The sequence below is a fragment of the Streptomyces sp. NBC_01275 genome, assembly GCF_026340655.1.
Classification (GTDB): domain Bacteria; phylum Actinomycetota; class Actinomycetes; order Streptomycetales; family Streptomycetaceae; genus Streptomyces.
The window spans coordinates 6906961-6926750 of record NZ_JAPEOZ010000001.1 but is presented as its reverse complement, the minus strand read 5'-3'; the positions used below and the strand labels follow the sequence as shown (position 1 = coordinate 6926750).

Here is a 19790-nt window from a genome sequence, read left to right as displayed (position 1 = left end):
AAGCCAGGCGAAAGAGCGGAGCACTCAATGGATGGCGCGCTGCGGGACCAGATCAAGTCGTTGCACCTGTTCGAACAGTGCAATCGCGTGCTCGCGACTGACGAGGTGTGGTCCCGGCGCTTGGCAGAGAAGCCTGCCCTTAGCGACTGGGACAGGCTTTACCTAGCCGGACTCGCGCGCGACATGGCCGATGGCATCGCTGCCATTCACGATCACTCCGACCTCGTGCTTCGGCTGCTGGACACCTACAAACAAGCATCGGAAAAAGAGCGGTATGCCCTGGAAAAAGTGTCCAAATACGCATCGGTCATCATGGATGATACGGAAGGCGTAGCTCATCTGGTGAACCAGGCACTGGACCACCTGGCCACGCATGGGCCTGCAGAGATCGTGGAGCTACAAAACAAGGCACACGAACTCACGTCTATCGAAGGTGGCGTCCCTGTGGGGGACCTCAAACGGAAGACTTGGGGACACATCGCTGTGATCGCGGGGTTTGCGATGCTGGCTGGTTCTGTCGCCATGGCCGTGTGTGGCGGCCCCGTTGGGGTGGCTGCTGGTGGAGCCGTACTGGTTCTGGCTGGCGCACTCTTGCAAAAGGGCATCGACATCGTTATGGAAGAGCCCTGACGGCCCGTAGACGGCCCAGGAACGCCAAATGGCCCCTGCCCAGCACCAAAGGCGCTGGTCAGGGGCCGTTCTTGCCGGATCACTGCCAGTTCTCCGGGCTTAGGCATAGCCATACCAGTGTCGCAGATCGACTCCGGTGCCCCGGTCGCCTCAGAAGAGGGAGGCGATACCGAGGAAGACCCGGCTGACATACGTCTTCGTGCGGTGCCAGGGTCGGCAGTACGGCCGCGGCCTGGGCGGACCCTGTCGACCCGCCCACCAGCGGGTCTACGCCGTCTCGTGCTCCAGCCGCTGCTTCAGCAGCCGCTCGTTCAGCGGCAGCTCCTTGCGGACCTGGGGCCGGACGACGAGGGGCAGCAGGACCTTGCCGATGCCGTGGCCCTCGAAGGCGAGGTCCATGGTCACTCGGGCTCGGCGGCCGCCGTCGAGCGGGGTGATCTCGCCGTGGAAGTGACCGCGGACGGGACCGTCGACGCCCTGCAGGCCCCAGGCGCGCGGTGGGTCGTACTGGGTGTACTCCATCGTCATCGGCATGTCCCGACGCCCCACGTGCCGGGTGATCCGCAGCCGGGAGCCGACGCCGACGGGGCCTTCGTCGAGCGGTTCGGCCGCCACCGCGCTGGCCTGCCATTCCGACAGGTGGGAGGGGTCGATGACGTAGGCCCAGACGTCCTCGGGGCTGCGGTCGACGTCGATCGATTCATGAAAGTCGGACATGGCGCCCGCCCCCTTCCAGGGGTCCCCCTGAATGGATTGTCCGCTCTTTCACCATACGGCGACGGGCCCCCGCCCTGGAAGGACGAAGGCCCGTCGCACCGCATGTGCGGGCCGGTCAGCCGGATCCCACGAACAGCACCAGCAGCAGCCACACGACGGGCGCCGTGGGCAGCAGCGAGTCCAGCCGGTCCATGATGCCGCCGTGGCCGGGGAGCAGCGTGCCCATGTCCTTGATGCCGAGGTCCCGCTTGATCATGGACTCGCCCAGGTCGCCGAGTGTGGCGCTGGCCGCGACCGCGAGGCCGAGCAGCAGACCCTGCCACCAGGTGCCGTCGTCGATCAGGAACTGCATCAACAGCGCACCCGCGACCATCGCGAACGACACCGCGCCCAACAGTCCCTCGCGGGTCTTGCCGGGGCTGATGCGCGGAGCGAGCTTGGTCTTGCCGAAGCGCCAGCCGACGGCGTACGCGCCCGTGTCGCTGACGACCGTCAGGACCAGGAACGTCATGACGCGGAACGCGCCGTCCTCCGCCGTGAGCATCAGGGCGACGAAGGTGGCCAGGAAGGGTACGTAGAACGCGGCGAAGACACCGGCCGTGACGTCCTTGAGGTAGCCCTCGGGCGGCTCGGTCATCCGCCAGACCAGGACCGCCAGCGCGGTCAGGGCCATGGCGACCCAGGCGCCCTCGGGACCCCGGACGTACCCGGCGACGACCATCGCGGCCCCGCCGAGCGCCAGCGGCACCAGGGGCGCCTTGATCCCCTTGCGCTCCTGCAGCCGACTGGTCAGCTCCCACAGGCCGACCACGACGGCGACTGCTATCACTCCGATGAACACGGCCTTGACGACGAACAGCGACGCGACGATCACCACGCCGAGCCCGACCCCGACTCCTATGGCCGCGCCCAGGTCTCGGCCCGCACTCTTCTTCTGCGGTGCGGGCGCGGGCTGAGGGACGTCGGGCATGGGCTCCGGATTCTGCGGCACCGCCGCAAGGGGCTGTGCCGACGGGGTCTCGTGGCGGAACGTCCCGTCACCGGACGCGCCACGGTGCGTGGGGTGCACGTCTTGGTGCGTCTCGTCGCGGAACGCCTCGTCTCGGAACAAGGGGCCGCCCAGCCGAGCGGCCCCCCGGTCGTCATCCTGGTTTCCGCCGTGAGCGGGTACGTCGGGGACGATGGGCATGGGGCGAGTCTGCTGCGCCTCAGGCGCATCGTACGCGGGACCCGCCGGAGCGGCCCCTTGGACAGGCCCCTGGTCGACGGGCCCCCAGTACCCGGCCCGTGACCCGGATTGCGGCGGTGAGCCCCAGGAAGAGTCGTTCATCAGACCTCGAGCAGCTCCGATTCCTTGTGCTTCAGGAGCTCGTCCACCTGGGCGACGTACTTCGCGGTGGTGTCGTCGAGCTCCTTCTCCGCACGGCGGCCCTCGTCCTCGCCGACCTCGCCGTCCTTGACGAGCTTGTCGATCGCGTCCTTGGCCTTGCGACGGACCGCGCGGATGGACACCTTGGCGTCCTCGCCCTTGCCCTTGGCGACCTTGATGTAGTCGCGTCGGCGCTCCTCGGTGAGCTCGGGGAACACCACCCGGATGATGTTGCCGTCGTTGCTCGGGTTGACTCCCAGGTCGGAGTCGCGGATCGCCTGCTCGATGTTGCGCAGCGCGGTCTTGTCGAACGGGGTCACGACGGCCATGCGCGGTTCCGGCACCGAGAACGAAGCCAGCTGGTTGATCGGCGTCGGCGCACCGTAGTAGTCGGCCACGATCTTGTTGAACATCGCCGGGTGCGCACGGCCGGTGCGGATCGCGGCGAAGTCCTCCTTGGCGACCACGACGGCCTTCTCCATCTTCTCCTCGGCCTCGAGGAGGGTCTCTTCGATCACCACTTGCTCCTGCGTGTCTTGAGTAGGCCCGGCTGCGGTTCCTTGCGGGGGCGGCGGCCGGCTGCGTCGCGTCTTCTTCCTGCACGGTTCCCGACCGGCAGAACATTGTCCATCCCCCGACCAGGGTCCGTCCGCCGGTCAGGTGTTGTCGTACGAACCCGGAGGTTCATGTCGTACGAACGCGGGAGTTCATGTCGTACGAATCCGGAGGTTCAGCGGTCAGGACCGGCTGCCCTGCTCACCCACAAGCGTGCCGATCTTCTCACCCTTGACGGCGCGAGCGATATTGCCCTCGGCCAGAAGCTCGAAGACGAGGATCGGGAGCTTGTTGTCGCGGCACAGCGTGACGGCGGTGGCGTCGGCGACCTTCAGCTCGCGCGTGATGACCTCGCCGTAGCCGAGGGCGTCGAACTTGACGGCCTCCGGGTTGGTCTTGGGGTCGGAGTCGTAGACGCCGTCCACGCCGTTCTTGCCCATCAGCAGCGCCTCGGCGTCGATCTCCAGGGCGCGCTGCGCGGCGGTGGTGTCGGTCGAGAAGTACGGCATGCCCATGCCGGCGCCGAAGATGACCACACGGCCCTTCTCCAGGTGCCGCACGGCGCGCAGCGGGATGTACGGCTCGGCGACCTGGCCCATGGTGATGGCGGTCTGCACCCGGCTGTCGATGCCTTCCTTCTCCAGGAAGTCCTGGAGGGCGAGGCAGTTCATGACCGTGCCGAGCATGCCCATGTAGTCCGAGCGGGCGCGGTCCATGCCGCGCTGCTGGAGTTCCGCGCCGCGGAAGAAGTTGCCGCCGCCGATGACGACCGCGATCTGGGCGCCGTCGCGGACGACGGCCGCGATCTCACGGGCGATCTTGTGCACCACGTCGGGATCGACGCCCAGGCCCCCGCCACCGGCGAAGGCCTCTCCGGACAGCTTCAGCATGAACCGGCCGCTCACTTTGCCGTCTTCGCTCTTCTGGGCCTTGGTGGTCATGGCGTTCTCGCTTCTTTCACATGTCGCACATACGAAAGAGGCCACTGCCGATGGGGTGTCGTTGGCATCCCATGCTCGGCAATGGCCTCCTCGTCAGATCTGCTGTCGTCCGTCACACGTCCATGTGACGGCGTACGCGAACGACTGCTGCCGACCCTACCGGGGCCGGGCGTCCGTCGCGGTACGGACTCAGATGCCGACCTTGATGCGCGAGAAGCGCTTCAGGGTGACACCGGCCTCGTCCAGGACCTTCTGGACGGACTTCTTGTTGTCCAGCGCGTACGGCTGGCCGAGGACCGTGGCGTCCTTGAAGAAGCCGTTGAGACGACCCTCGACGATCTTGGCGATCGCGGCCTCGGGCTTGCCCTCGGCGCGGGTGGTCTCCTCGGCGATACGGCGCTCGGACTCGACGACCTCGGCCGGCACGTCCTCCTTGGAGAGGTACTTCGGCGCGAAGGCGGCGATGTGCTGGGCGATGCCCTTGGCGACCTCGGCGTTGGGCTTGTCCAGCTCGACGAGGACACCGATCTGCGGGGGCAGGTCGGGCATCGTGCGGTGCATGTACGCGCTCACGTAGCCGTCGGCGAACTGCGCGAAGCGGTCCAGCACGATCTTCTCGCCGAGGGTGGCGTTGGCCTCGTCGACGTAGGCCTGGACCGTCTTGCCGGCCTCGATCTCGGAGGCGAGCAGCGCCTCGAGGTCGGCCGGGGAGGTCTTCGCGACGTGCGTGGCGATCGTGGTGGCGACGGCCTGGAACTTGTCGCCCTTGGCGACGAAGTCCGTCTCGCACTTCAGCTCGACGAGGACGCCGGAGGAGTTGTCGTCGGCGATGATCGAGACCACCGCGCCGTTCTCGGCGGAGCGGCCCTCGCGCTTGGCGACGCCCTTCTGGCCCTTGATCCGGAGCTCTTCGACAGCCTTGTCGACGTCGCCCTCGGCCTCGTCCAGCGCCTTCTTGCAGTCCATCATGCCGGCGCCGGTGAGCTCGCGGAGCTTCTTGACGTCGGCGGCGGTGTAGTTCGCCATGAGTCTGTGAGTCTTTCTCGAAGTCTGGAAGATCGGAGATCTGCTGAGTCCGCGATCTCCATGACTCCATGATCTCCATGGAGATGTGGATCGCAGACTCTGCGCTGACCTACGGGTGAACGGCGGGAGCGGACTTCATGTCCCCACTCCCGCCGTCACGCTGACCGAAGGGTCAGGCCTGCTCGCCCTCGGCGGCCGGAGCCTCGACGGCGGGCGCCTCGTCGGCGACCGGGGCCTCGGCGGCGGCCGGAGCCTCGGCGACGACCTCGGCCTCGGCAGCGGGGGCCTCGGCAGCGGGGGCCTCGGCGACGGCCGGAGCGTCGGCGGCCGGAGCCTCGTCAGCCTTCTTCTCGCCCTCGAGCAGGTCGCGCTCCCACTCGGCGAGCGGCTCGGCCGCGGCCTTCTCGCCCTTGTCGCCGGTGGCGACGCGGGAACGGGAGATGAGACCCTCGGCGACCGCGTCGGCGATCACACGGGTGAGCAGGGTGACGGAGCGGATCGCGTCGTCGTTGCCCGGGATCTTGTAGTCGACCTCGTCGGGGTCGCAGTTGGTGTCGAGGATGGCGACGACCGGGATGTTGAGCTTCCGGGCCTCGCCGACCGCGATGTGCTCCTTCTTGGTGTCCACGATCCAGACGGCGCTGGGAACCTTGGACATCTCGCGGATACCGCCGAGCGTCTTCTCCAGCTTGGCCTTCTCGCGGGAGAGGACCAGGAGCTCCTTCTTCGTCAGACCCGAGGCGGCGACGTCCTCGAAGTCGATGAGCTCGAGCTCCTTGAGGCGCTGCAGACGCTTGTAGACGGTGGAGAAGTTGGTGAGCATGCCGCCCAGCCAGCGCTGGTTGACGTAGGGCATGCCGACGCGGGTGGCCTGCTCGGCAATGGCCTCCTGCGCCTGCTTCTTCGTGCCGACGAACATGACCGTGCCGCCGTGGGCGACGGTCTCCTTGACGAACTCGTAGGCGCGGTCGATGTACGACAGCGACTGGAGCAGGTCGATGATGTAGATGCCGTTGCGCTCGGTGAAGATGAAGCGCTTCATCTTCGGGTTCCAGCGACGGGTCTGGTGACCGAAGTGGACGCCGCTTTCCAGCAGCTCCCGCATCGTGACGACGGCCATGGCCGTTCTCCTTGGTGTTCTCGGTTGTGCCGCGGATGCCGGACGGCTCCCGCGCCTGACGCCCGCGGTGCGCCGAGCCACGAAGGACCGAGGGGCGCGGATACCGGGAGACCGACCGTGGCCGGCCCCCGATACCGGGGCGTGCGAAGTCGACCCGGTGACCCGGATCGCCAGAAGAAGTGTACGGGACCGGCGAGGTACCGGGTGACGCCGATGTCCACAGGCGGGAGGTCGTCCACAGGTGCCGGCGGTGACCGTCGGCCCACGGCACGCTCACCCCATGCACCTCTATCCGAAGCGCTGCCTGGGCCTGCTGCTGTTCCTGTCGGTCATGACGGCGGCGGCGACCCTGGCCTGGGCGGACCCGACGCCACCGCCCGTCCCACCCCTGCCCCCGCCGGTCCCCGCCATCGCCCGGACCTGGCCGGTGGGCGTCCACCCTCCGGTGCTCCGCACCTGGGAGCCCCCGGCGACCGCGTACGCCCGCGGCCACCGCGGAGTGGACCTGGCGGCCGCGCCCGGCGCTGCGGTGCGCACGGTGGCGGCGGGCCGGGTGTCCTACGCCGGCCGGGTGGCGGGCCGCGGAGTCGTCGCGGTGGAGCTGTCGGGCACCGGCGAACCACCTCTGCGAACGACGTACGAGCCGGTACGGGCGTCGGTGGAGAAGGGGCAGCGGGTCACCCCGGGCGAGGTGATCGGCGCGGTGGAGCCGACGGGCTCCCACTGCACGGCGACGTGCGTCCACTGGGGCCTGCTGCACGCCGACGCCTACCTGAACCCACTCGCCCTGCTGCCCCCGGTCCTCTTGCACAGGGCCCCGTCACGACTGCTGCCGGTACTGGGCGTACCCCTGCCGTAGCCCGGGATCAAGGCTCAGGGCTCAGGGCTCAGCCCAGAACACCCCGTAGGACCATCGACACCGTGGCGTCGGTGATCGCGGCGGGGTCCTCCGCCGCACCCAGTTCGATTCTGCGGACGGCCGCGTCGACCACGCCCTGCACCAGCATCGCCGCCAGCCGGGGCTCCGCGTGGCCCATGTCGCGCAGTGCGTCGACGATCATCGCGACGAGTCCGCCGTGCGCCGCGCGGATCTTCTCCCGGGCCCCCGCGTCCAGCTCGCTCGCCGAGATCGCCACGACCGCCCGGTGCCGGCGGTCGCCCACCAGCGCCAGCTGTCGCCGCACATAGGCCTCGACCTTGGCCTCGGCCCCCTCGGCCGAGGCCATCCCCGCCTCGACCTCCGCCGCCCACACGGGGAAGTCGACCTCGCACAGCTCCTCGACCACGGCCGCTCGCGACCGGAAGTACTCGTAGACGGACGAACGCGCGAGGCCCGTCCGCTCGGCGAGGGCCGGGAAGGTCAGCGCCTCCGTCCCGCCCTCGGACAGCAGGGAGCGTGCCGCGTCCAGCAGGGCGGCACGCTGCATCGACCGGTGCTCGGCCACGGAGGCCGCTCGAATCCTTGGCACATCGGCCACTTTACGGATGCTCCACCCCGAGCGGGAGGGTCATCGACCGAAGCTCGCCAGCTTCGCGCGCAGCTGGAGCACGGACTTGGTGTGGATCTGGCTGACCCGGCTCTCGGTCACGCCCAGCACGTTCCCGATCTCGGCCAGGGTCAGTCCCTCGTAGTAGTACAGCGTGACGACGGTCTTCTCCCGTTCGGGCAGCGTGTTGATCGCCCGCGCCAAGAACCGTCGCAGCTCCCGGTCCTCGGCCACCTCCACGGGGTTGTCCGCGGCGGTGTCCTCCAGCGTGTCCATGACGCTCAGCCCGTCGCCGCCCTCGCCCCCGACGTGCAGCAGCTCCTCCAGCGCCACCACGTTCGCCAGGGACAACTGGCTGAACACCGCGTGCAGTTCGTCCACCGCGATGCCCAGCTCGGCGGCCACCTCCGCCTCCGACGGGGTACGTCTGAGCCGCGCCTCCAGCGTCGCGTACGCCCGCTCCACGTTGCGCGCCTTCTGCCGCACCGACCTCGGAATCCAGTCCAGCGCCCGCAGCTCGTCGATCATCGCGCCCCGGATCCGGGTGATCGCGTACGTCTCGAACTTGATCTCCCGGTCGATGTCGAACTTCTCGATCGCGTCGATCAGCCCGAACACCCCCGACGACACGAAGTCCGCCTGCTCCACGTTGGGCGGCAGCCCCACGCTGACCCGGCCCGCCACGTACTTCACCAGCGGCGAGTAGTGCAGGATCAGCTGCTCCCGGAGGCGCTCGTCCCCCGTCGCCTTGTACGACCGCCACAGCTCGTCGAGCGTCGAGGGAGCGGGCGGTCGCACGCTGCCACCGTCACGGGCGGCTGGGGGGAGCGCCGCCCGGTCGGACCCGGAGGTGTGCTGGGGCATTCGTCGCCTTGTGCCGTTCTGCCGTGAAGTGCGGGGAGTCGGTGCCAAGTGGTGCCAAGTAATGCGAAGTGGTGCCGAGTGATGCTGATCGGTGCAGAGGTGCCGTTCTGTGTCGGAATCCCGTGAGCGTAGCGTGACTGGGGTGTCGCGGTGCGCGAAGAGCGGCCCCCGACCTGTGCGCAGATACGTTCCGCTGGACGCCGCGCGAGGCGACGGCGGTCGCTCCGGGTGACCGCCGCAATGGTCAACTGCGGGAATTCCCAAGGGGTTCGGCGTTCCCCCGGACGGCCGAACAGGCTCGGTCAACACGGGCGTCGACCTCCTCCAACGGAGACCACCGCCTGGCGTGTCAACTTCCAGCCGTCGCCGTGTCGTTCGACGTAACCGAGCGCCCTGAGCTCGTACAGCCTCGCGATCGCGTCGTCCGGCGTGGTCCGGGCCTCCCGGGCGATCTCGTCGGCGGCCGCGGGCCGACGGGACGGCAGTGCCGCCAGAACACGCCGGGCGCCCGGTTCCAGCAGGTCGCGCGGGAGCACCGGGCCGCGCCGCTCCGGGGCCAGCTCGCCCATGTCGCCGACCAGCTCCACGACTTCCGCCGCGTCGGTGACCAGCACCGCCTCGCCGCGCAGGAGTTCGTGCACCCCGGCGGAGAGACCGCTGGTGGCCGGGCCGGGCACGCCCATCGTGTGTCGGCCCAGCCGCTGCGCCGACAGTGCGGTGACCAGCGAGCCGCTGCGGTGGGCGGCCTCGACGACCACCGTGCCCCGGGTGAGCGCGGCGATCACCCGGTTGCGCAGGACGAACCGGCTCTGCGTCGGATGGTCCCCCGGCGGCAACTCCCCGACGACCAGCCCCTGTTCCGCGATCCTGTTGATCAACTCCGTGTGGCCGGGCGGGTAGGGCCGGTCGACCCCGCAGGCGAGGACGGCGACCGTGGCGCCGCCCGCGCCGAGGGCGCCCCGGTGGGCGGCGCCGTCCACGCCGTAGGCGCCGCCGGACACCACCACCCACCCCCGTTCGGCGAGGCCGGCCGCGAGGGTGACGGCCATGTGGGCGCCGTACTCGGTGCAGGCTCGGGCGCCGACGACCGCCACCGAGCGCAGCGCCCACATCCGCAGGCTGGGCCGCCCCCGGATCCACAGACCCAGGGGCCGGCCGTCCCCGAGGTCGTCCAGCGGCCCCGGCCACTCGGCGTCCCCCGGGCACACGAACCGCACCCCGGCCTCCCGCGCGACCCGGAGGTCCCGCTCCGGCTCGGCCCGCCCGGCCCGCGCCCTGAGCCCGGCCCAGCGCCGCGCGCTCACCCCGGGGAGCATCTCCCCGTCGCCCCGCAGCCGCCGCACCACCTCCAGGACCCCGCGCTCGCGCACCCACTGCCCGCCGACCTCGTCGCCGGGCTCGATGACCCGGGCGAGGAAGACCCGGGCGAGCCGGTCGCGGTCCGGCTCGCCGGCGCTGTTCACGTCAGGGCCCCGAGGGCCATCGGCACCCCGCGCGGCACCCCCGTGCGCAGTTGCAGCGCCAGGGCGACGTCGCTCGCGCCGGGCCGGTCGTGTCCGACGAGGTCGGCGACGGTCCAGGCGACCCGCAGGACGCGATCGAGCCCGCGGGCGGTCAGCACCCCCCGCTCCAGGTTCCGCTCGGCCTCGTCCATCGCGCCGGTCGCGGCATGCCAGCGGCTGCGCAGCTCCCGGCCCGGCACCTCGCTGTTGGTCCGCCACGGGGTGCCGGCCAGCCTGGCCGCCGCGCGTTCCCGGGCCGCCCGGACCCGGTCGGCGACCGTCTGGGTGGACTCGCCTCCGGGACCGCGGTGGGCGAGCTCGGCCCTGCTCACCGGGTCCACCTCGACCCGCAGGTCGACCCGGTCGAGCAGGGGACCGGAGAGCCGCCCCTGGTAGCGGCGGATCACCGCGGGCGAGCAGTCGCACAGGGCGTCCCGCTGCGAGAAGCGGCCGCAGGGGCACGGGTTGGCCGCGAGCACCATCAGGAACCGTGCCGGGAAGCGCACGACGCCCGAGCTGCGTGCGATCACGACGTGTCCGGCCTCCAGCGGCTGCCGCAGGGCGTCGAGGGCGTGGCTGCTGAACTCCGGGGTCTCGTCGAGGAAGAGCACGCCCCGGTGGGCCAGGGAGACGGCGCCGGGGCGCGCGATACCCGGGCCGCCCCCGACCAGCGACTGCATGGTGGCCGAGTGGTGCGGGGCGCAGTAGGGGGCGACGTCGATCAGCGGCTTGCCCGGCGGCAGCAGCCCGGACACCGAGTGCACGGCGGTGACCTCCAGCGACTCCTCCCTGCTCAGGCGGGGCAGGACGGCCGGCAGTCGCTCCGCGAGCATGGTCTTGCCCGCGCCCGGCGGCCCCTCCAGGAACAGATGGTGTCCGCCCGCGGCGGAGACCTCCACCGCGGTCCGCGCCGAGCGCTGCCCCACCACGTCCGCGAGGTCGTGTCCGAGGTCGTGCTGGGCTGCGCCCATGCTGTGCATGCCGGTGGCCGCGCCCGTGCCGGGCATCCGCAGCCCGGCGAGGAGCGGATCCGGCCGGCCCAGGTCGTCGGGCTCCTCCTCGGGCACGGGCTCGTCGGCGAGGACGGCGATCAGCTGGCGCAGGCTGCGCACCCCGAGCACGGAGACGCCGGGCACCAGCGAAGCCTCGGCGGCGGCGCACTCCGGCACGACCACCTGTTCGTAGCCGGCGTCCGCCGCGGCGAGCACCGCCGGCAGGATCCCCCGTACCGGGCGCACCCGTCCGTCCAGGCCGAGCTCCCCGATCATCACGATGTCGGCGAGCACCCGTGGGTCGATGCGTTCCGCCGCGCCGAGCACCGCGCAGGCGACGGCCAGGTCGAAGCCGCTGCCGGCCTTCGGCACCGACGCCGGGCTGAGTCCGACGGTGAGCTTCTTCTGCGGCCACTCCCCGCCGGAGTTCACCACCGCCGCCCGTACCCGGTCCCGGCTCTCGGTCAGGCTTTTGTCCGGCAGCCCCACCAGGGTGAACGCCGCCACCCCGGGCTCCAGGTCGGCCTGGACCTCGACGACGACCCCCTCCACGCCCACCAGGGCCACCGAGCACGTCCGCGCGAACCCCATCTCAGGCCACCCCCCGCACGTGCTCGACCACGGCGGCCCCGCGGCGAGGCAGGACGACGCCGATCAGGTCGATGCGGACGCCGCCCGGCGGAGCTCCTCCGTGGGCGTGGATCCACCGCCCGGCGAGCCCGCGCAGCCGTTCGGCCTTCTCCGGCGTCACCGCCGCCATCGGGTGCTGGAAACCACCGCCCCTGCGGGTCTTGACCTCGCAGACGACCAGGACGTCGCCGTCCCTCGCGACGATGTCGATCTCACCGGTCCTGCCGCAGCGCCAGTTGCGCTCCAGGACCGTCATCCCGGCGTCGGCCAGCCGCCGCGCGGCCAGTTCCTCGCCGTACTTGCCGAGTGCACCTCGTGCCAGATCCGTGGTCATGTCGGCACCACCTCCGGCACCCACGCTCACGCACCCGGCCCCAAGAAGTGGATCTTGGTGGACAAGTCAACGCTTGTGGATAACTCCGTCAGCCTCGAGCCGACCCACAGGCCGACCCACAGGCCGACCCGCAAGCCGCACAAGCCACCCCACTGGCCACACAAGCCGCACAGGCCGACCCATCAGCTCCCCGGAAGCTCCAGATCGCTCTTGTTCAGCTCCTCGATGTTCACGTCCTTGAACGTGAGCACCCGCACCTGCTTCACGAACCGGGCCGGCCGGTACATGTCCCACACCCAGGCGTCCGCCATCGACACCTCGAAGAACACCTCGCCCTGGACCGAGTGCACCTGCATCTCGTAGTCGTTGGTGAGGTAGAAGCGCCGCTCGGTCTCGATCACGTATTTGAACAGACCGACGACATCGCGGTACTCCCGGTAGAGCTTCAGCTCCATCTCGGTCTCGTACTTCTCGAGGTCCTCGGCGCTCATGGCATGTTCCCCTTCAGCCGTGCGGTCACCCCATTGTGCGCCAGTCCCGCGCGCCCCTAGACGATTTCCGTGTCCAGGGTTACGGGCCCGGCCGGGGGACCTTCGTCGAGCAGCCTGGCCAGCAGCTCGGCGAGTCTGGTCGGATACACCGTCTCATGGGCCCGCGTCAGTTCCTGACAGGTCCACCAACGCGCTCCGGCGACGCTGCGCCGCTCCAGCTCCGTCAGGGCCGTGGCCCGGGTCGCCGTCACCGTCGTACGGGCCAGGTAGTACCACTCGTCCTGGTCCCAGCGGCGGCCGGCGAAGGGGAAGGAGCACATCCGCGTCCACAGCACCGGGCCGAGTTCGACCTCGGTGATGCCCGTCTCCTCGGCGAGTTCCCGCAGCGCGGCCTGTTCCCGGGTCTCGTCGCCCTCCAGACCGCCGCCGGGGGTGAACCACCAGTCGTCGGCCGGGTCGTCCGGTTCGTGGCCGTGCAGGAGCAGGATGCGGTCGTCGGGGTCGAGCAGGACGACCCGGGCCACCTTGCGCAGTCCGCCCTCGTAGGAGTCGACGCTCGCGTCCGTCGTCTCAGCGGGCACCGGCGGGCTCCGGCTGCGGACGGGTGCGGCTGCGGGACGTCCGCTTGGCGATCGGGCCGTACGCCCCGCCGCCCAGGACCAGCACCGCGCCGCCGACGATCAGCCAGACGATCGTACGGAGCGGTCCCGGCTGGGAGAGGGCGCCGAGCTCCTCGAAGCCCGTGGGGCGCGTGAGCAGGCCGTTCGCGGGCCATACGACGGCGTCCACGCGGGCCGTGACGGCGCTGCGCGCGACCGTGCCCTGGGCCGCGTCCGTGAGGTGGGCGGTGGAGTCCAGGGAGCCCTGGCGTTCGTCGCCGAGGAGGAACAGCCGCCCCGCGGGGACCTTCACGCTCGGGAAGTCCGTGATCTCGGCCAGGCTCCCCTGGGGCAGATACGGTTCGTCGATCTGCTTGCCGTTGACGGTCAGCTTGCCGTTCGTGCAGCAGGAGACCGTGTCGCCGCCGACCGCGACCACGCGCTTGACGACGAGCGCGTTGGTCACCCAGGTCTTGTCGCTGAAGACGACGACGTCCCCGCGGCGCACCTCGCCGCCGTCGATCCGCTGGGCCAGGACCCGGTCGCCGGCGTCGATGGTCGGGGTCATGGAGCTGGTGGGCACGGTGTACGGCCGGTAGATCAGCGCTCCCCAGACGAAGCCGCCCAGGAACAGCACAAGGCCCAGCGCGACGGCCAGTCCGGACAGGCGCTGTCCGGTCCGGCTGCCCACCGGGCCACTGCTGCTGCCACCGCCACTGCGCGGGGCCGTACGCGTCGTGCTCTCGCCACCCATGGATCCGCACCCTACCCGGCGGTACCGAACCAGGTCAGCCCTTCTCCCCGGGCCTCGGTCACAAGCTTGGGAAAGGGTTTGCCGAGTCGGCGGACCGACCCGGCGGGTGCGACGGGCTCAGCGGGTCGCGGAATCCCCCACGGACCCCGCCACGGACTCTCCCGCGCTCTCCCCCACGCGCCGACGGCGCCACAGGGCGATCGGCACGACCCCGGCGAGGGCGAGGCCCTCGGGAGCGACCGTGAGGGCCGCGGACGCCGAGGACTGGGTGTTCAGGCCGGTCTGGTCGAAGGTGTCCGGCACCGGCAGCGTGCCCCAGCGGGTGATCGGCCAGGCCTTGACGATGGCGCGGCCGACGACCTGGTCGACGGGCACCATGCCGTGGTTCTTGTCCGACTGGTTGTAGCGGGAGTCGCGCGAGTTCTGGCGGTGGTCGCCCATCACCCAGAGGTAGCCCTTGGGGATCTTCACCGAGAACTGGCCGCCCTGGTCGTCCTGGCTGCACGGGGTGTTGCCCGGGTACACGTACGGCTCGTTGAGCGCCTTGCCGTTGACCGTGAGCGGGCCCGTGCCCTTGCAGGCGACGGTGTCGCCGCCGACGCCGATGACCCGCTTGATGAGGTCCTTCTCCTCCGCGGACGGCATCAGGCCGATCCAGCTGAGGAAGGTCTGCAGGGCGTTCGGGTCAGTCGTCGCCTCGCCGGCCAGCCAGTTGTCCGGGTCGTGGAAGACGACGACCTCGCCGCGCTCGGGCTCGGAGCCGAACCACGGGGTCAGCTTGTCGACGAGGACCCGGTCGCCCTCCTTGAGGGTGTTCTCCATCGAGGCGGACGGGATCGAGAAGGCCTGCACCAGGAACGTCTTGATCAGCAGCGCGAGGATGAGCGCGATGAAGATCAGGATCGGCAGCTCCTTCCAGAAGGAGCGCGGCTTCTTCGGTTTGGGGGCCGGGCCGCCCGGCCCCTCCCCGTCGCGTTCGGCCCGGGGCGGCTCGTCCGCGGGCGGGCCGTCGCCGCCCGCCGCGGGGTCACTCCCGGAGGTCACGGCGCCGTCCGTAGCCGGGTCGGCGGCTTCCACGGGGCGTCCGCCGTGCTCCTCGCCCTCGTGCCCGGACCGTGCGCCAACCGCCACATCCCCCACGCCAACTCCTCACTCTGTGCCGCTGCCTGCCCCATGTACGACGCAGGCCCACCACTCCCATAACGAGCGGGAGTTCCGCAGGGCTCGGGAGTTGTCGGACGCTTCCGTTCGGATCGTCAGGAGCAACCCTATGCGACTGCTGGGCGGCTCCGGTCGCCGTGGAGGCCGCGCCGGAGGTCACGGAGGAAAAGGTTTGCGGTTCCTTGAGGGACGTCCAGTGACCGAAGGGCCAGGCGATGACCTTGGCCCGCCCGACCACGGAACTCAGGGCCACCGTGCCGCCGTAGTCGGTGTTCTGGTGTGCGCGGGAGTCCGCGGAGTTGCCCCGGTGGTCGCCCATCACCCACAGCCGGCCCTCGGGGACGGTGATGTCGAACGCCGCGTCGGACGGGGCGTTCCCGGGGTACAGATAGCTTCCCTCGTTCAGGGGAACGCCGTTGACCGTGACTCGCCCTTCCGTGTCACAGCACACGACGTGGTCGCCGCCCACGCCGACGACCCGCTTGATGAGGTCCTTCTCGTCGTCGGACGGCAGCAGACCGATGAAGGTGAGCCCTTCCTTGATCTGCTTGACGACGATGGGGTCGTCCTTCTTCGTGGTGGTCTGCTCGTCCTTGAGCCAGCCGCCGGGGTCCTTGAACACGACGACGTCACCGCGCTCGGGCTCGGAGCCGAACCACGGGGTGAACTTGTCGACCAGGACGCGGTCGCCGATCCGGATCGTCTGCTCCATGGAGCCGGACGGGATCACGAAGGCCTGCACCAGGAAGGTCTTCAGGACCAGGGCTATCAGCACCGCGACCCCGACCAGGAGCGGTATCTCCCGGACGGCCGAGCGCCTGCGCTTGCGCTTGACCTTGCGCTGGAGCTTGCGCCGCTCCGCGCGCGAGCGTCCGCCGGCCGAGCCGGACGTGCGCCGTGCGCCGGTGGGCAGAAGGCCTTCCGCCGCGCTGACCGGAACGCCGCGCGGCCTGCCGCGGTTACCCATGGGCGCCCTCCGCGGCGGGCACGCGCGCGTAGACGCTCGGGCGGTCGAGGCGGGTGAGATGCGCGAAGGGCCAGACGATCCAGTCCGCCCGCCCGATCACGTCGTCGACCGGGATCATGCCGCCGCCCGGCGAGCCCAGATGGTCACGGGAGTCGCTGGAGTGGCTGCGGTGGTCGCCGAGGACGAACAGCATGCCGTCGGGCACGACGACGTCGAAGTCCACCGTGGACGGACTGTCTCCGGGATACAGGAACGTCGACTCGTCGACCGACCGGCCGTTCACCTCGATCCTTCCCTCCTTGTCGCAGCAGACCACGTGATCTCCCCCTACACCCACAACGCGCTTGATGTAGTCGGCGTCCCCGAAATACCCGGTGCCGTCGAACACAACCACGTCACCGCGCTGGGGCCGGGCTCCGAAACGGTACGCCAACTTATTTACGAGAACCCGGTCACCGATCCTCAATCCGTTCTCCATGGATCCGCTGGGAATCTGGAACGGTTGCGCCATGAAAGCGTTGAGGAGCAGCAAAAACAGCAGGCAGATCAGCAGGGTCAGGCTGAACCGGCCGCCCGGGATCCGGTCCGTGATCCACGCCACCAACGCGAAACGCGACCGTCCCTCCGGTCCGTCCGTGTCCGGGGCCTCTGGTGAGGGGTCCGCGGAGACGGCAGGGCGGGAGGAGCGGTCGCGCTCGGTCGACTGTGCTTCGGTGTCCATCGGGGCCAGATGCTATCCGGCCCCTCTATGAACCCCGCAGAGCACTCAGTTGTCGCGCTTCTCCTTGATCTTCGCGGCCTTGCCGCGCAGCTCACGGAGGTAGTACAGCTTGGCGCGACGCACGTCACCGCGGGTGACGAGCTCGATCTTCTCGACGATCGGGGTGTGCACCGGGAAGGTGCGCTCCACGCCCACGGAGAAGGAGACCTTGCGGACCGTGAAGGTCTCGCGGACACCGGCGCCCTGGCGGCGGATGACTACGCCCTTGAACTGCTGCACACGGGAGCGGTTGCCCTCGATGACGCGGACGTGGACGTTGACGGTGTCGCCCGGGCGGAAGGCCGGGACGTCGGTGCGCAGCGACGCAACGTCGACGGAGTCGAGCAGGTGAGCCATTTCGTCTGCTTTCTTCGCTGATGCCACAGGTCATCAACGGAACTAGATGTTCGAGGATTGAGTGCCGTGTGCCCGTCGGGGCGGGCGTCGTGTCCCCCTGCGGCAGGGGCGCACACCGGACGGCGCACAACAGCGGCCTATTCTTCCACGCTCTCGGTCCTGCGCCAAAATCGACCGTACGGCGCACCCTCCGGGTCGGGCGCCCAGCCCAGGATGGAGAGCATCTCGCGGTCCTTCTTGTCGAAGGCCTTGGGGTCGCAGCGCTCGATCAGGTCGGGCCGGTGGGCCGTCGTGCGGCGCAGGGCCTCGTCGCGGCGCCACCGGGCGATCTTCCCGTGGTGGCCGCTGAGCAGCACGTCGGGGATCTCCCGGCCGCGCCAGGCCGGCGGCTTGGTGTAGACGGGGCCTTCCAGGAGGTTGGCCATGGCGCCGGGCGCGAAGGAGTCGTCGCGGTGGGACTCGGCGTTGCCGAGCACGCCGGGCAGCAGTCGCGCCACGGCCTCCGTGACGACGAGTACGGCCGCCTCGCCGCCGGCCAGGACGTAGTCGCCGATGGAGACCTCGTAGACCGGGATCCGGGTGGCGTACTCGTCGATGACGCGTCGGTCGATGCCCTCGTAGCGGGCTGGGGTGAAGATCAGCCAGGGGCGCTCGGAGAGCTCTACGGCGAGTTCCTGGGTGAAGGGGCGGCCGCTGGGGGTCGGCACGATGAGCGCGGGCGCGTGCGAGCCGGTCTCGTAGCCGTCGGCGAGGGCGGAGTCCAGGGCGTCGCCCCAGGGGCCGGTCTTCATGACCATGCCGGGGCCGCCGCCGTAGGGCGTGTCGTCGACGGTGTTGTGGCGGTCGTACGTCCACTGGCGCAGGTCGTGGACGTGCACGTTCAGCTGTCCACGCGCGCGTGCCTTGCCGACGAGGGAGACGTTCAGCGGGTCGAGGTACTCGGGGAAGATCGTGACGACGTCGAGGCGCATCACGACGCGCCCTGCTCGTCCTGGGCCGTGCCCTGCTCGCCCTCGGCCGTCTCCCGGGCAGAGGCGATCTCGGCGCGGTCGTCGATCAGGCCGGGCGGGGGGTCGATGACGGCCCGCTGCGCCTCCAGGTCGATCTCGGTGACGATCGCCTCGACGAAGGGGATCATCACCTCGCTGCCGTCGGGCCGCTCGACGATGAAGAGGTCCTGGGAGGGCAGGTGCGAGATCTCGGTGATCCGGCCGACCTCGACGCCGTCCTCGGTGACCACGTCCAGGTCCATCAGCTGATGGTCGTAGTACTCGTCCTCGTCCTCCGGCAGTTCCTCCGGATCGACGTCGGCGATCAGGAGGGTGTTGCGCAGGGCCTCGGCGGCGGTGCGGTCGCGTACGCCCTCGAAGCGCAGCAGGAGGCGGCCGCTGTGGACGCGGCCGGCCTCGATGGTGAGCGGACCGGTGGCGGCCGGGTCGGTGGCCAGCACGGCGCCGGGGGCGAGCCGGAGTTCCGGCTCGTCGGTGCGGACCTCGACGGTGACCTCACCCTTGATGCCGTGGGCGCGGCCGATGCGAGCGACTACCAACTGCACGGTGCTTGATCTCCTGTCATGCATACGAAGGCCCTGAATGTGAAGGCCATACGACTACGGGCCGGGGACGGCCCAGTGGCCCTCCCCGGCCCGAGCCGGTGCTGCGAAAGCGTCAGCGAACGTGGTCCACGTCGACGAGGTCGACCCGGACACCGCGGCCGCCGATGGCGCCCACGACGGTGCGCAGAGCGCGCGCGGTGCGGCCGTTGCGGCCGATCACCTTGCCGAGGTCGTCGGGGTGGACCCGGACCTCGAGCACGCGCCCGCGACGCAGGTTGCGCGAGGCGACCTGCACATCGTCGGGGTTGTCGACGATGCCCTTCACGAGGTGCTCAAGCGCCTCTTCGAGCATGCTGCTCAGGCCTCGGTCGACTCAGAGGACTCGGCGGCGGCCTCGTCCTTCTTCTCGGCCTTCTTCTTCTGGGTGATGGCCTCACCCTTGCCCGAGTCGTCGCCACCGAGGGCCTCGAACGACGGACGCGCCTTCTTCGGCTCGGCGACGAGCAGCGGAGCCGGGGCGGGCTCGCCCTTGAACTTCTGCCAGTCGCCGGTCTTCTTCAGGATGGCGAGCACGGGCTCGGTCGGCTGCGCGCCGACACCCAGCCAGTACGCCACGCGGTCGGCGTCCACCTCGATGATCGACGGGTGGTAGGTCGGCTGGTACTTGCCGATCTCCTCGATCGCACGGCCGTCACGACGGGTGCGGGAGTCGGCGATGACGATGCGGTAGTGAGGCGAACGGATCTTGCCCAGACGCTTCAGCTTGATCTTGACTGCCACGGGAGTGGACTCTCCTGTTTTTGACGTGGTTGGGCACGGCGAGATGGCCGCGTGGGGTTGCGGTACCCGAGTGCCCGATGGACGCGTCAGCCGGAGGAGAGAGGGGTCCTATGCGACTGTCGAGTACAGCTAGTCATTGTGCCACAGCCTGCGGGTCGCTTCCGACCGAGGGGGAATCGCGGGCATGCGTAAGAAGCGC

24 protein-coding genes are annotated in these 19790 nt (G+C 70.2%); 2 read left to right on the top strand and 22 right to left on the bottom strand.

Annotated features, from left to right (window positions below):
* Positions 1-27: 27 nt before the first annotated feature.
* A complete protein-coding gene (locus tag OG562_RS30855; RefSeq protein ID WP_266403701.1) occupies positions 28-630 on the top strand; it encodes a hypothetical protein in 603 nt (200 codons plus the stop codon).
* 267 nt (positions 631-897) lie between these two features.
* Here OG562_RS30855 and OG562_RS30850 read toward each other — a convergent pair whose 3' ends face one another.
* The 6 genes from OG562_RS30850 to rpsB form a co-directional block, all read right to left on the bottom strand.
* Entirely contained in the window at positions 898-1347 is a 450-nt protein-coding gene (locus tag OG562_RS30850) for an SRPBCC family protein (RefSeq protein ID WP_266403700.1), read from the bottom strand.
* A 115-nt stretch (positions 1348-1462) separates the two neighbouring features.
* A complete protein-coding gene (locus tag OG562_RS30845; RefSeq protein WP_266403698.1) occupies positions 1463-2677 on the bottom strand; it encodes a phosphatidate cytidylyltransferase in 1215 nt (404 codons plus the stop codon).
* Positions 2677-3234: a ribosome recycling factor gene (gene frr, locus OG562_RS30840; protein WP_107448712.1), complete on the bottom strand. Its 558-nt coding sequence runs from the start codon at positions 3232-3234 to the stop codon at positions 2677-2679. Before frr ends, OG562_RS30845 begins: the two co-directional genes overlap by 1 nt.
* 219 nt (positions 3235-3453) lie before the next feature.
* The gene (gene pyrH / locus OG562_RS30835; protein WP_266403693.1) at positions 3454-4212 is read right to left on the bottom strand and encodes a UMP kinase; all 759 of its coding nucleotides are present in this window, start codon (positions 4210-4212) and stop codon (positions 3454-3456) included.
* A 189-nt stretch (positions 4213-4401) separates the two neighbouring features.
* Entirely contained in the window at positions 4402-5238 is an 837-nt protein-coding gene (gene tsf, locus OG562_RS30830; protein WP_266403691.1) for a translation elongation factor Ts, read from the bottom strand.
* A gap of 172 nt (positions 5239-5410) precedes the next feature.
* Positions 5411-6358, bottom strand: coding sequence for a 30S ribosomal protein S2 (gene rpsB / locus OG562_RS30825; RefSeq protein WP_266403689.1), 948 nt, complete (start codon positions 6356-6358; stop codon positions 5411-5413).
* 280 nt (positions 6359-6638) lie between these two features.
* Here rpsB and OG562_RS30820 point away from each other — a divergent pair, with 280 nt between their 5' ends.
* Positions 6639-7217, top strand: a complete 579-nt coding sequence (locus OG562_RS30820) for a M23 family metallopeptidase (RefSeq protein WP_266403687.1) — start codon at positions 6639-6641, stop codon at positions 7215-7217.
* A gap of 28 nt (positions 7218-7245) precedes the next feature.
* On the opposite strand, the gene OG562_RS30815 is transcribed toward OG562_RS30820, so the two are convergent.
* The 16 genes from OG562_RS30815 to rpsP all read right to left on the bottom strand — a co-directional run bounded on the left by OG562_RS30815 (position 7246) and on the right by rpsP (position 19591).
* Positions 7246-7803: a TetR/AcrR family transcriptional regulator gene (locus tag OG562_RS30815; protein ID WP_266403685.1), complete on the bottom strand. Its 558-nt coding sequence runs from the start codon at positions 7801-7803 to the stop codon at positions 7246-7248.
* 63 nt (positions 7804-7866) lie between these two features.
* The gene (gene whiG / locus OG562_RS30810) at positions 7867-8709 is read right to left on the bottom strand and encodes an RNA polymerase sigma factor WhiG (RefSeq protein ID WP_266403683.1); all 843 of its coding nucleotides are present in this window, start codon (positions 8707-8709) and stop codon (positions 7867-7869) included.
* Positions 8710-9011: 302 nt separating this feature from the next.
* Positions 9012-10172 (bottom strand): DNA-processing protein DprA, encoded by a 1161-nt coding sequence (dprA, locus tag OG562_RS30805; protein ID WP_266403680.1) that lies wholly within the window; start codon positions 10170-10172, stop codon positions 9012-9014.
* Positions 10169-11794, bottom strand: coding sequence for a YifB family Mg chelatase-like AAA ATPase (locus tag OG562_RS30800; protein WP_266403678.1), 1626 nt, complete (start codon positions 11792-11794; stop codon positions 10169-10171). The genes dprA and OG562_RS30800 overlap by 4 nt, the downstream gene beginning before the upstream one ends.
* A gap of 1 nt (position 11795) precedes the next feature.
* Positions 11796-12167: a YraN family protein gene (locus OG562_RS30795; RefSeq protein WP_266403676.1), complete on the bottom strand. Its 372-nt coding sequence runs from the start codon at positions 12165-12167 to the stop codon at positions 11796-11798.
* 182 nt (positions 12168-12349) lie between these two features.
* Positions 12350-12658: a DUF2469 domain-containing protein gene (locus tag OG562_RS30790; protein WP_005311352.1), complete on the bottom strand. Its 309-nt coding sequence runs from the start codon at positions 12656-12658 to the stop codon at positions 12350-12352.
* 56 nt (positions 12659-12714) lie between these two features.
* Positions 12715-13239 (bottom strand): NUDIX hydrolase, encoded by a 525-nt coding sequence (locus OG562_RS30785; RefSeq protein WP_266403674.1) that lies wholly within the window; start codon positions 13237-13239, stop codon positions 12715-12717.
* On the bottom strand, positions 13229-14011 hold the full coding sequence (lepB, locus tag OG562_RS30780) for a signal peptidase I (RefSeq protein ID WP_266403672.1): 783 nt from the start codon (positions 14009-14011) through the stop codon (positions 13229-13231). Before lepB (OG562_RS30780) ends, OG562_RS30785 begins: the two co-directional genes overlap by 11 nt.
* A 117-nt stretch (positions 14012-14128) precedes the next feature.
* Positions 14129-15151 carry a signal peptidase I gene (gene lepB, locus OG562_RS30775; protein ID WP_266403670.1) on the bottom strand — a complete coding sequence of 341 codons (1023 nt, stop codon included), beginning with the start codon at positions 15149-15151 and terminating at the stop codon, positions 14129-14131.
* Positions 15039-16139: a signal peptidase I gene (lepB, locus tag OG562_RS30770; RefSeq protein WP_266403668.1), complete on the bottom strand. Its 1101-nt coding sequence runs from the start codon at positions 16137-16139 to the stop codon at positions 15039-15041. The genes lepB (OG562_RS30775) and lepB (OG562_RS30770) overlap by 113 nt, the downstream gene beginning before the upstream one ends.
* Positions 16132-16860, bottom strand: coding sequence for a signal peptidase I (lepB, locus tag OG562_RS30765; RefSeq protein ID WP_266403666.1), 729 nt, complete (start codon positions 16858-16860; stop codon positions 16132-16134). The genes lepB (OG562_RS30770) and lepB (OG562_RS30765) overlap by 8 nt, the downstream gene beginning before the upstream one ends.
* A 45-nt stretch (positions 16861-16905) precedes the next feature.
* Positions 16906-17256: a 50S ribosomal protein L19 gene (rplS, locus tag OG562_RS30760; protein WP_266403664.1), complete on the bottom strand. Its 351-nt coding sequence runs from the start codon at positions 17254-17256 to the stop codon at positions 16906-16908.
* A gap of 137 nt (positions 17257-17393) precedes the next feature.
* Positions 17394-18227: a tRNA (guanosine(37)-N1)-methyltransferase TrmD gene (trmD, locus tag OG562_RS30755; RefSeq protein WP_266403662.1), complete on the bottom strand. Its 834-nt coding sequence runs from the start codon at positions 18225-18227 to the stop codon at positions 17394-17396.
* Positions 18227-18811, bottom strand: a complete 585-nt coding sequence (gene rimM / locus OG562_RS30750) for a ribosome maturation factor RimM (protein WP_266403660.1) — start codon at positions 18809-18811, stop codon at positions 18227-18229. The genes trmD and rimM overlap by 1 nt, the downstream gene beginning before the upstream one ends.
* A gap of 112 nt (positions 18812-18923) precedes the next feature.
* Positions 18924-19163, bottom strand: a complete 240-nt coding sequence (locus OG562_RS30745; RefSeq protein WP_003973401.1) for an RNA-binding protein — start codon at positions 19161-19163, stop codon at positions 18924-18926.
* Between the two features lie 5 nt (positions 19164-19168).
* On the bottom strand, positions 19169-19591 hold the full coding sequence (rpsP, locus tag OG562_RS30740; RefSeq protein WP_256906009.1) for a 30S ribosomal protein S16: 423 nt from the start codon (positions 19589-19591) through the stop codon (positions 19169-19171).
* Positions 19592-19790: the final 199 nt, after the last annotated feature.

Excerpts from the sequence above, each read along its gene's own strand:
- OG562_RS30855 (WP_266403701.1), top strand. The coding sequence starts at position 28 with ATGGATGGCGCGCTGCGGGACCAGATCAAGTCGTTGCACCTGTTCGAA.
- OG562_RS30850 (WP_266403700.1), bottom strand. The coding sequence starts at position 1,347 with ATGTCCGACTTTCATGAATCGATCGACGTCGACCGCAGCCCCGAGGAC.
- OG562_RS30845 (WP_266403698.1), bottom strand. The coding sequence starts at position 2,677 with ATGAACGACTCTTCCTGGGGCTCACCGCCGCAATCCGGGTCACGGGCC.
- pyrH (WP_266403693.1), bottom strand. The coding sequence starts at position 4,212 with ATGACCACCAAGGCCCAGAAGAGCGAAGACGGCAAAGTGAGCGGCCGG.
- tsf (WP_266403691.1), bottom strand. The coding sequence starts at position 5,238 with ATGGCGAACTACACCGCCGCCGACGTCAAGAAGCTCCGCGAGCTCACC.
- rpsB (WP_266403689.1), bottom strand. The coding sequence starts at position 6,358 with ATGGCCGTCGTCACGATGCGGGAGCTGCTGGAAAGCGGCGTCCACTTC.
- OG562_RS30820 (WP_266403687.1), top strand. The coding sequence starts at position 6,639 with ATGCACCTCTATCCGAAGCGCTGCCTGGGCCTGCTGCTGTTCCTGTCG.
- whiG (WP_266403683.1), bottom strand. The coding sequence starts at position 8,709 with ATGCCCCAGCACACCTCCGGGTCCGACCGGGCGGCGCTCCCCCCAGCC.
- OG562_RS30800 (WP_266403678.1), bottom strand. The coding sequence starts at position 11,794 with ATGGGGTTCGCGCGGACGTGCTCGGTGGCCCTGGTGGGCGTGGAGGGG.
- OG562_RS30795 (WP_266403676.1), bottom strand. The coding sequence starts at position 12,167 with ATGACCACGGATCTGGCACGAGGTGCACTCGGCAAGTACGGCGAGGAA.
- OG562_RS30790 (WP_005311352.1), bottom strand. The coding sequence starts at position 12,658 with ATGAGCGCCGAGGACCTCGAGAAGTACGAGACCGAGATGGAGCTGAAG.
- lepB (WP_266403672.1), bottom strand. The coding sequence starts at position 14,011 with ATGGGTGGCGAGAGCACGACGCGTACGGCCCCGCGCAGTGGCGGTGGC.
- lepB (WP_266403668.1), bottom strand. The coding sequence starts at position 16,139 with ATGGGTAACCGCGGCAGGCCGCGCGGCGTTCCGGTCAGCGCGGCGGAA.
- lepB (WP_266403666.1), bottom strand. The coding sequence starts at position 16,860 with ATGGACACCGAAGCACAGTCGACCGAGCGCGACCGCTCCTCCCGCCCT.
- rplS (WP_266403664.1), bottom strand. The coding sequence starts at position 17,256 with ATGGCTCACCTGCTCGACTCCGTCGACGTTGCGTCGCTGCGCACCGAC.
- trmD (WP_266403662.1), bottom strand. The coding sequence starts at position 18,227 with ATGCGCCTCGACGTCGTCACGATCTTCCCCGAGTACCTCGACCCGCTG.
- OG562_RS30745 (WP_003973401.1), bottom strand. The coding sequence starts at position 19,163 with ATGCTCGAAGAGGCGCTTGAGCACCTCGTGAAGGGCATCGTCGACAAC.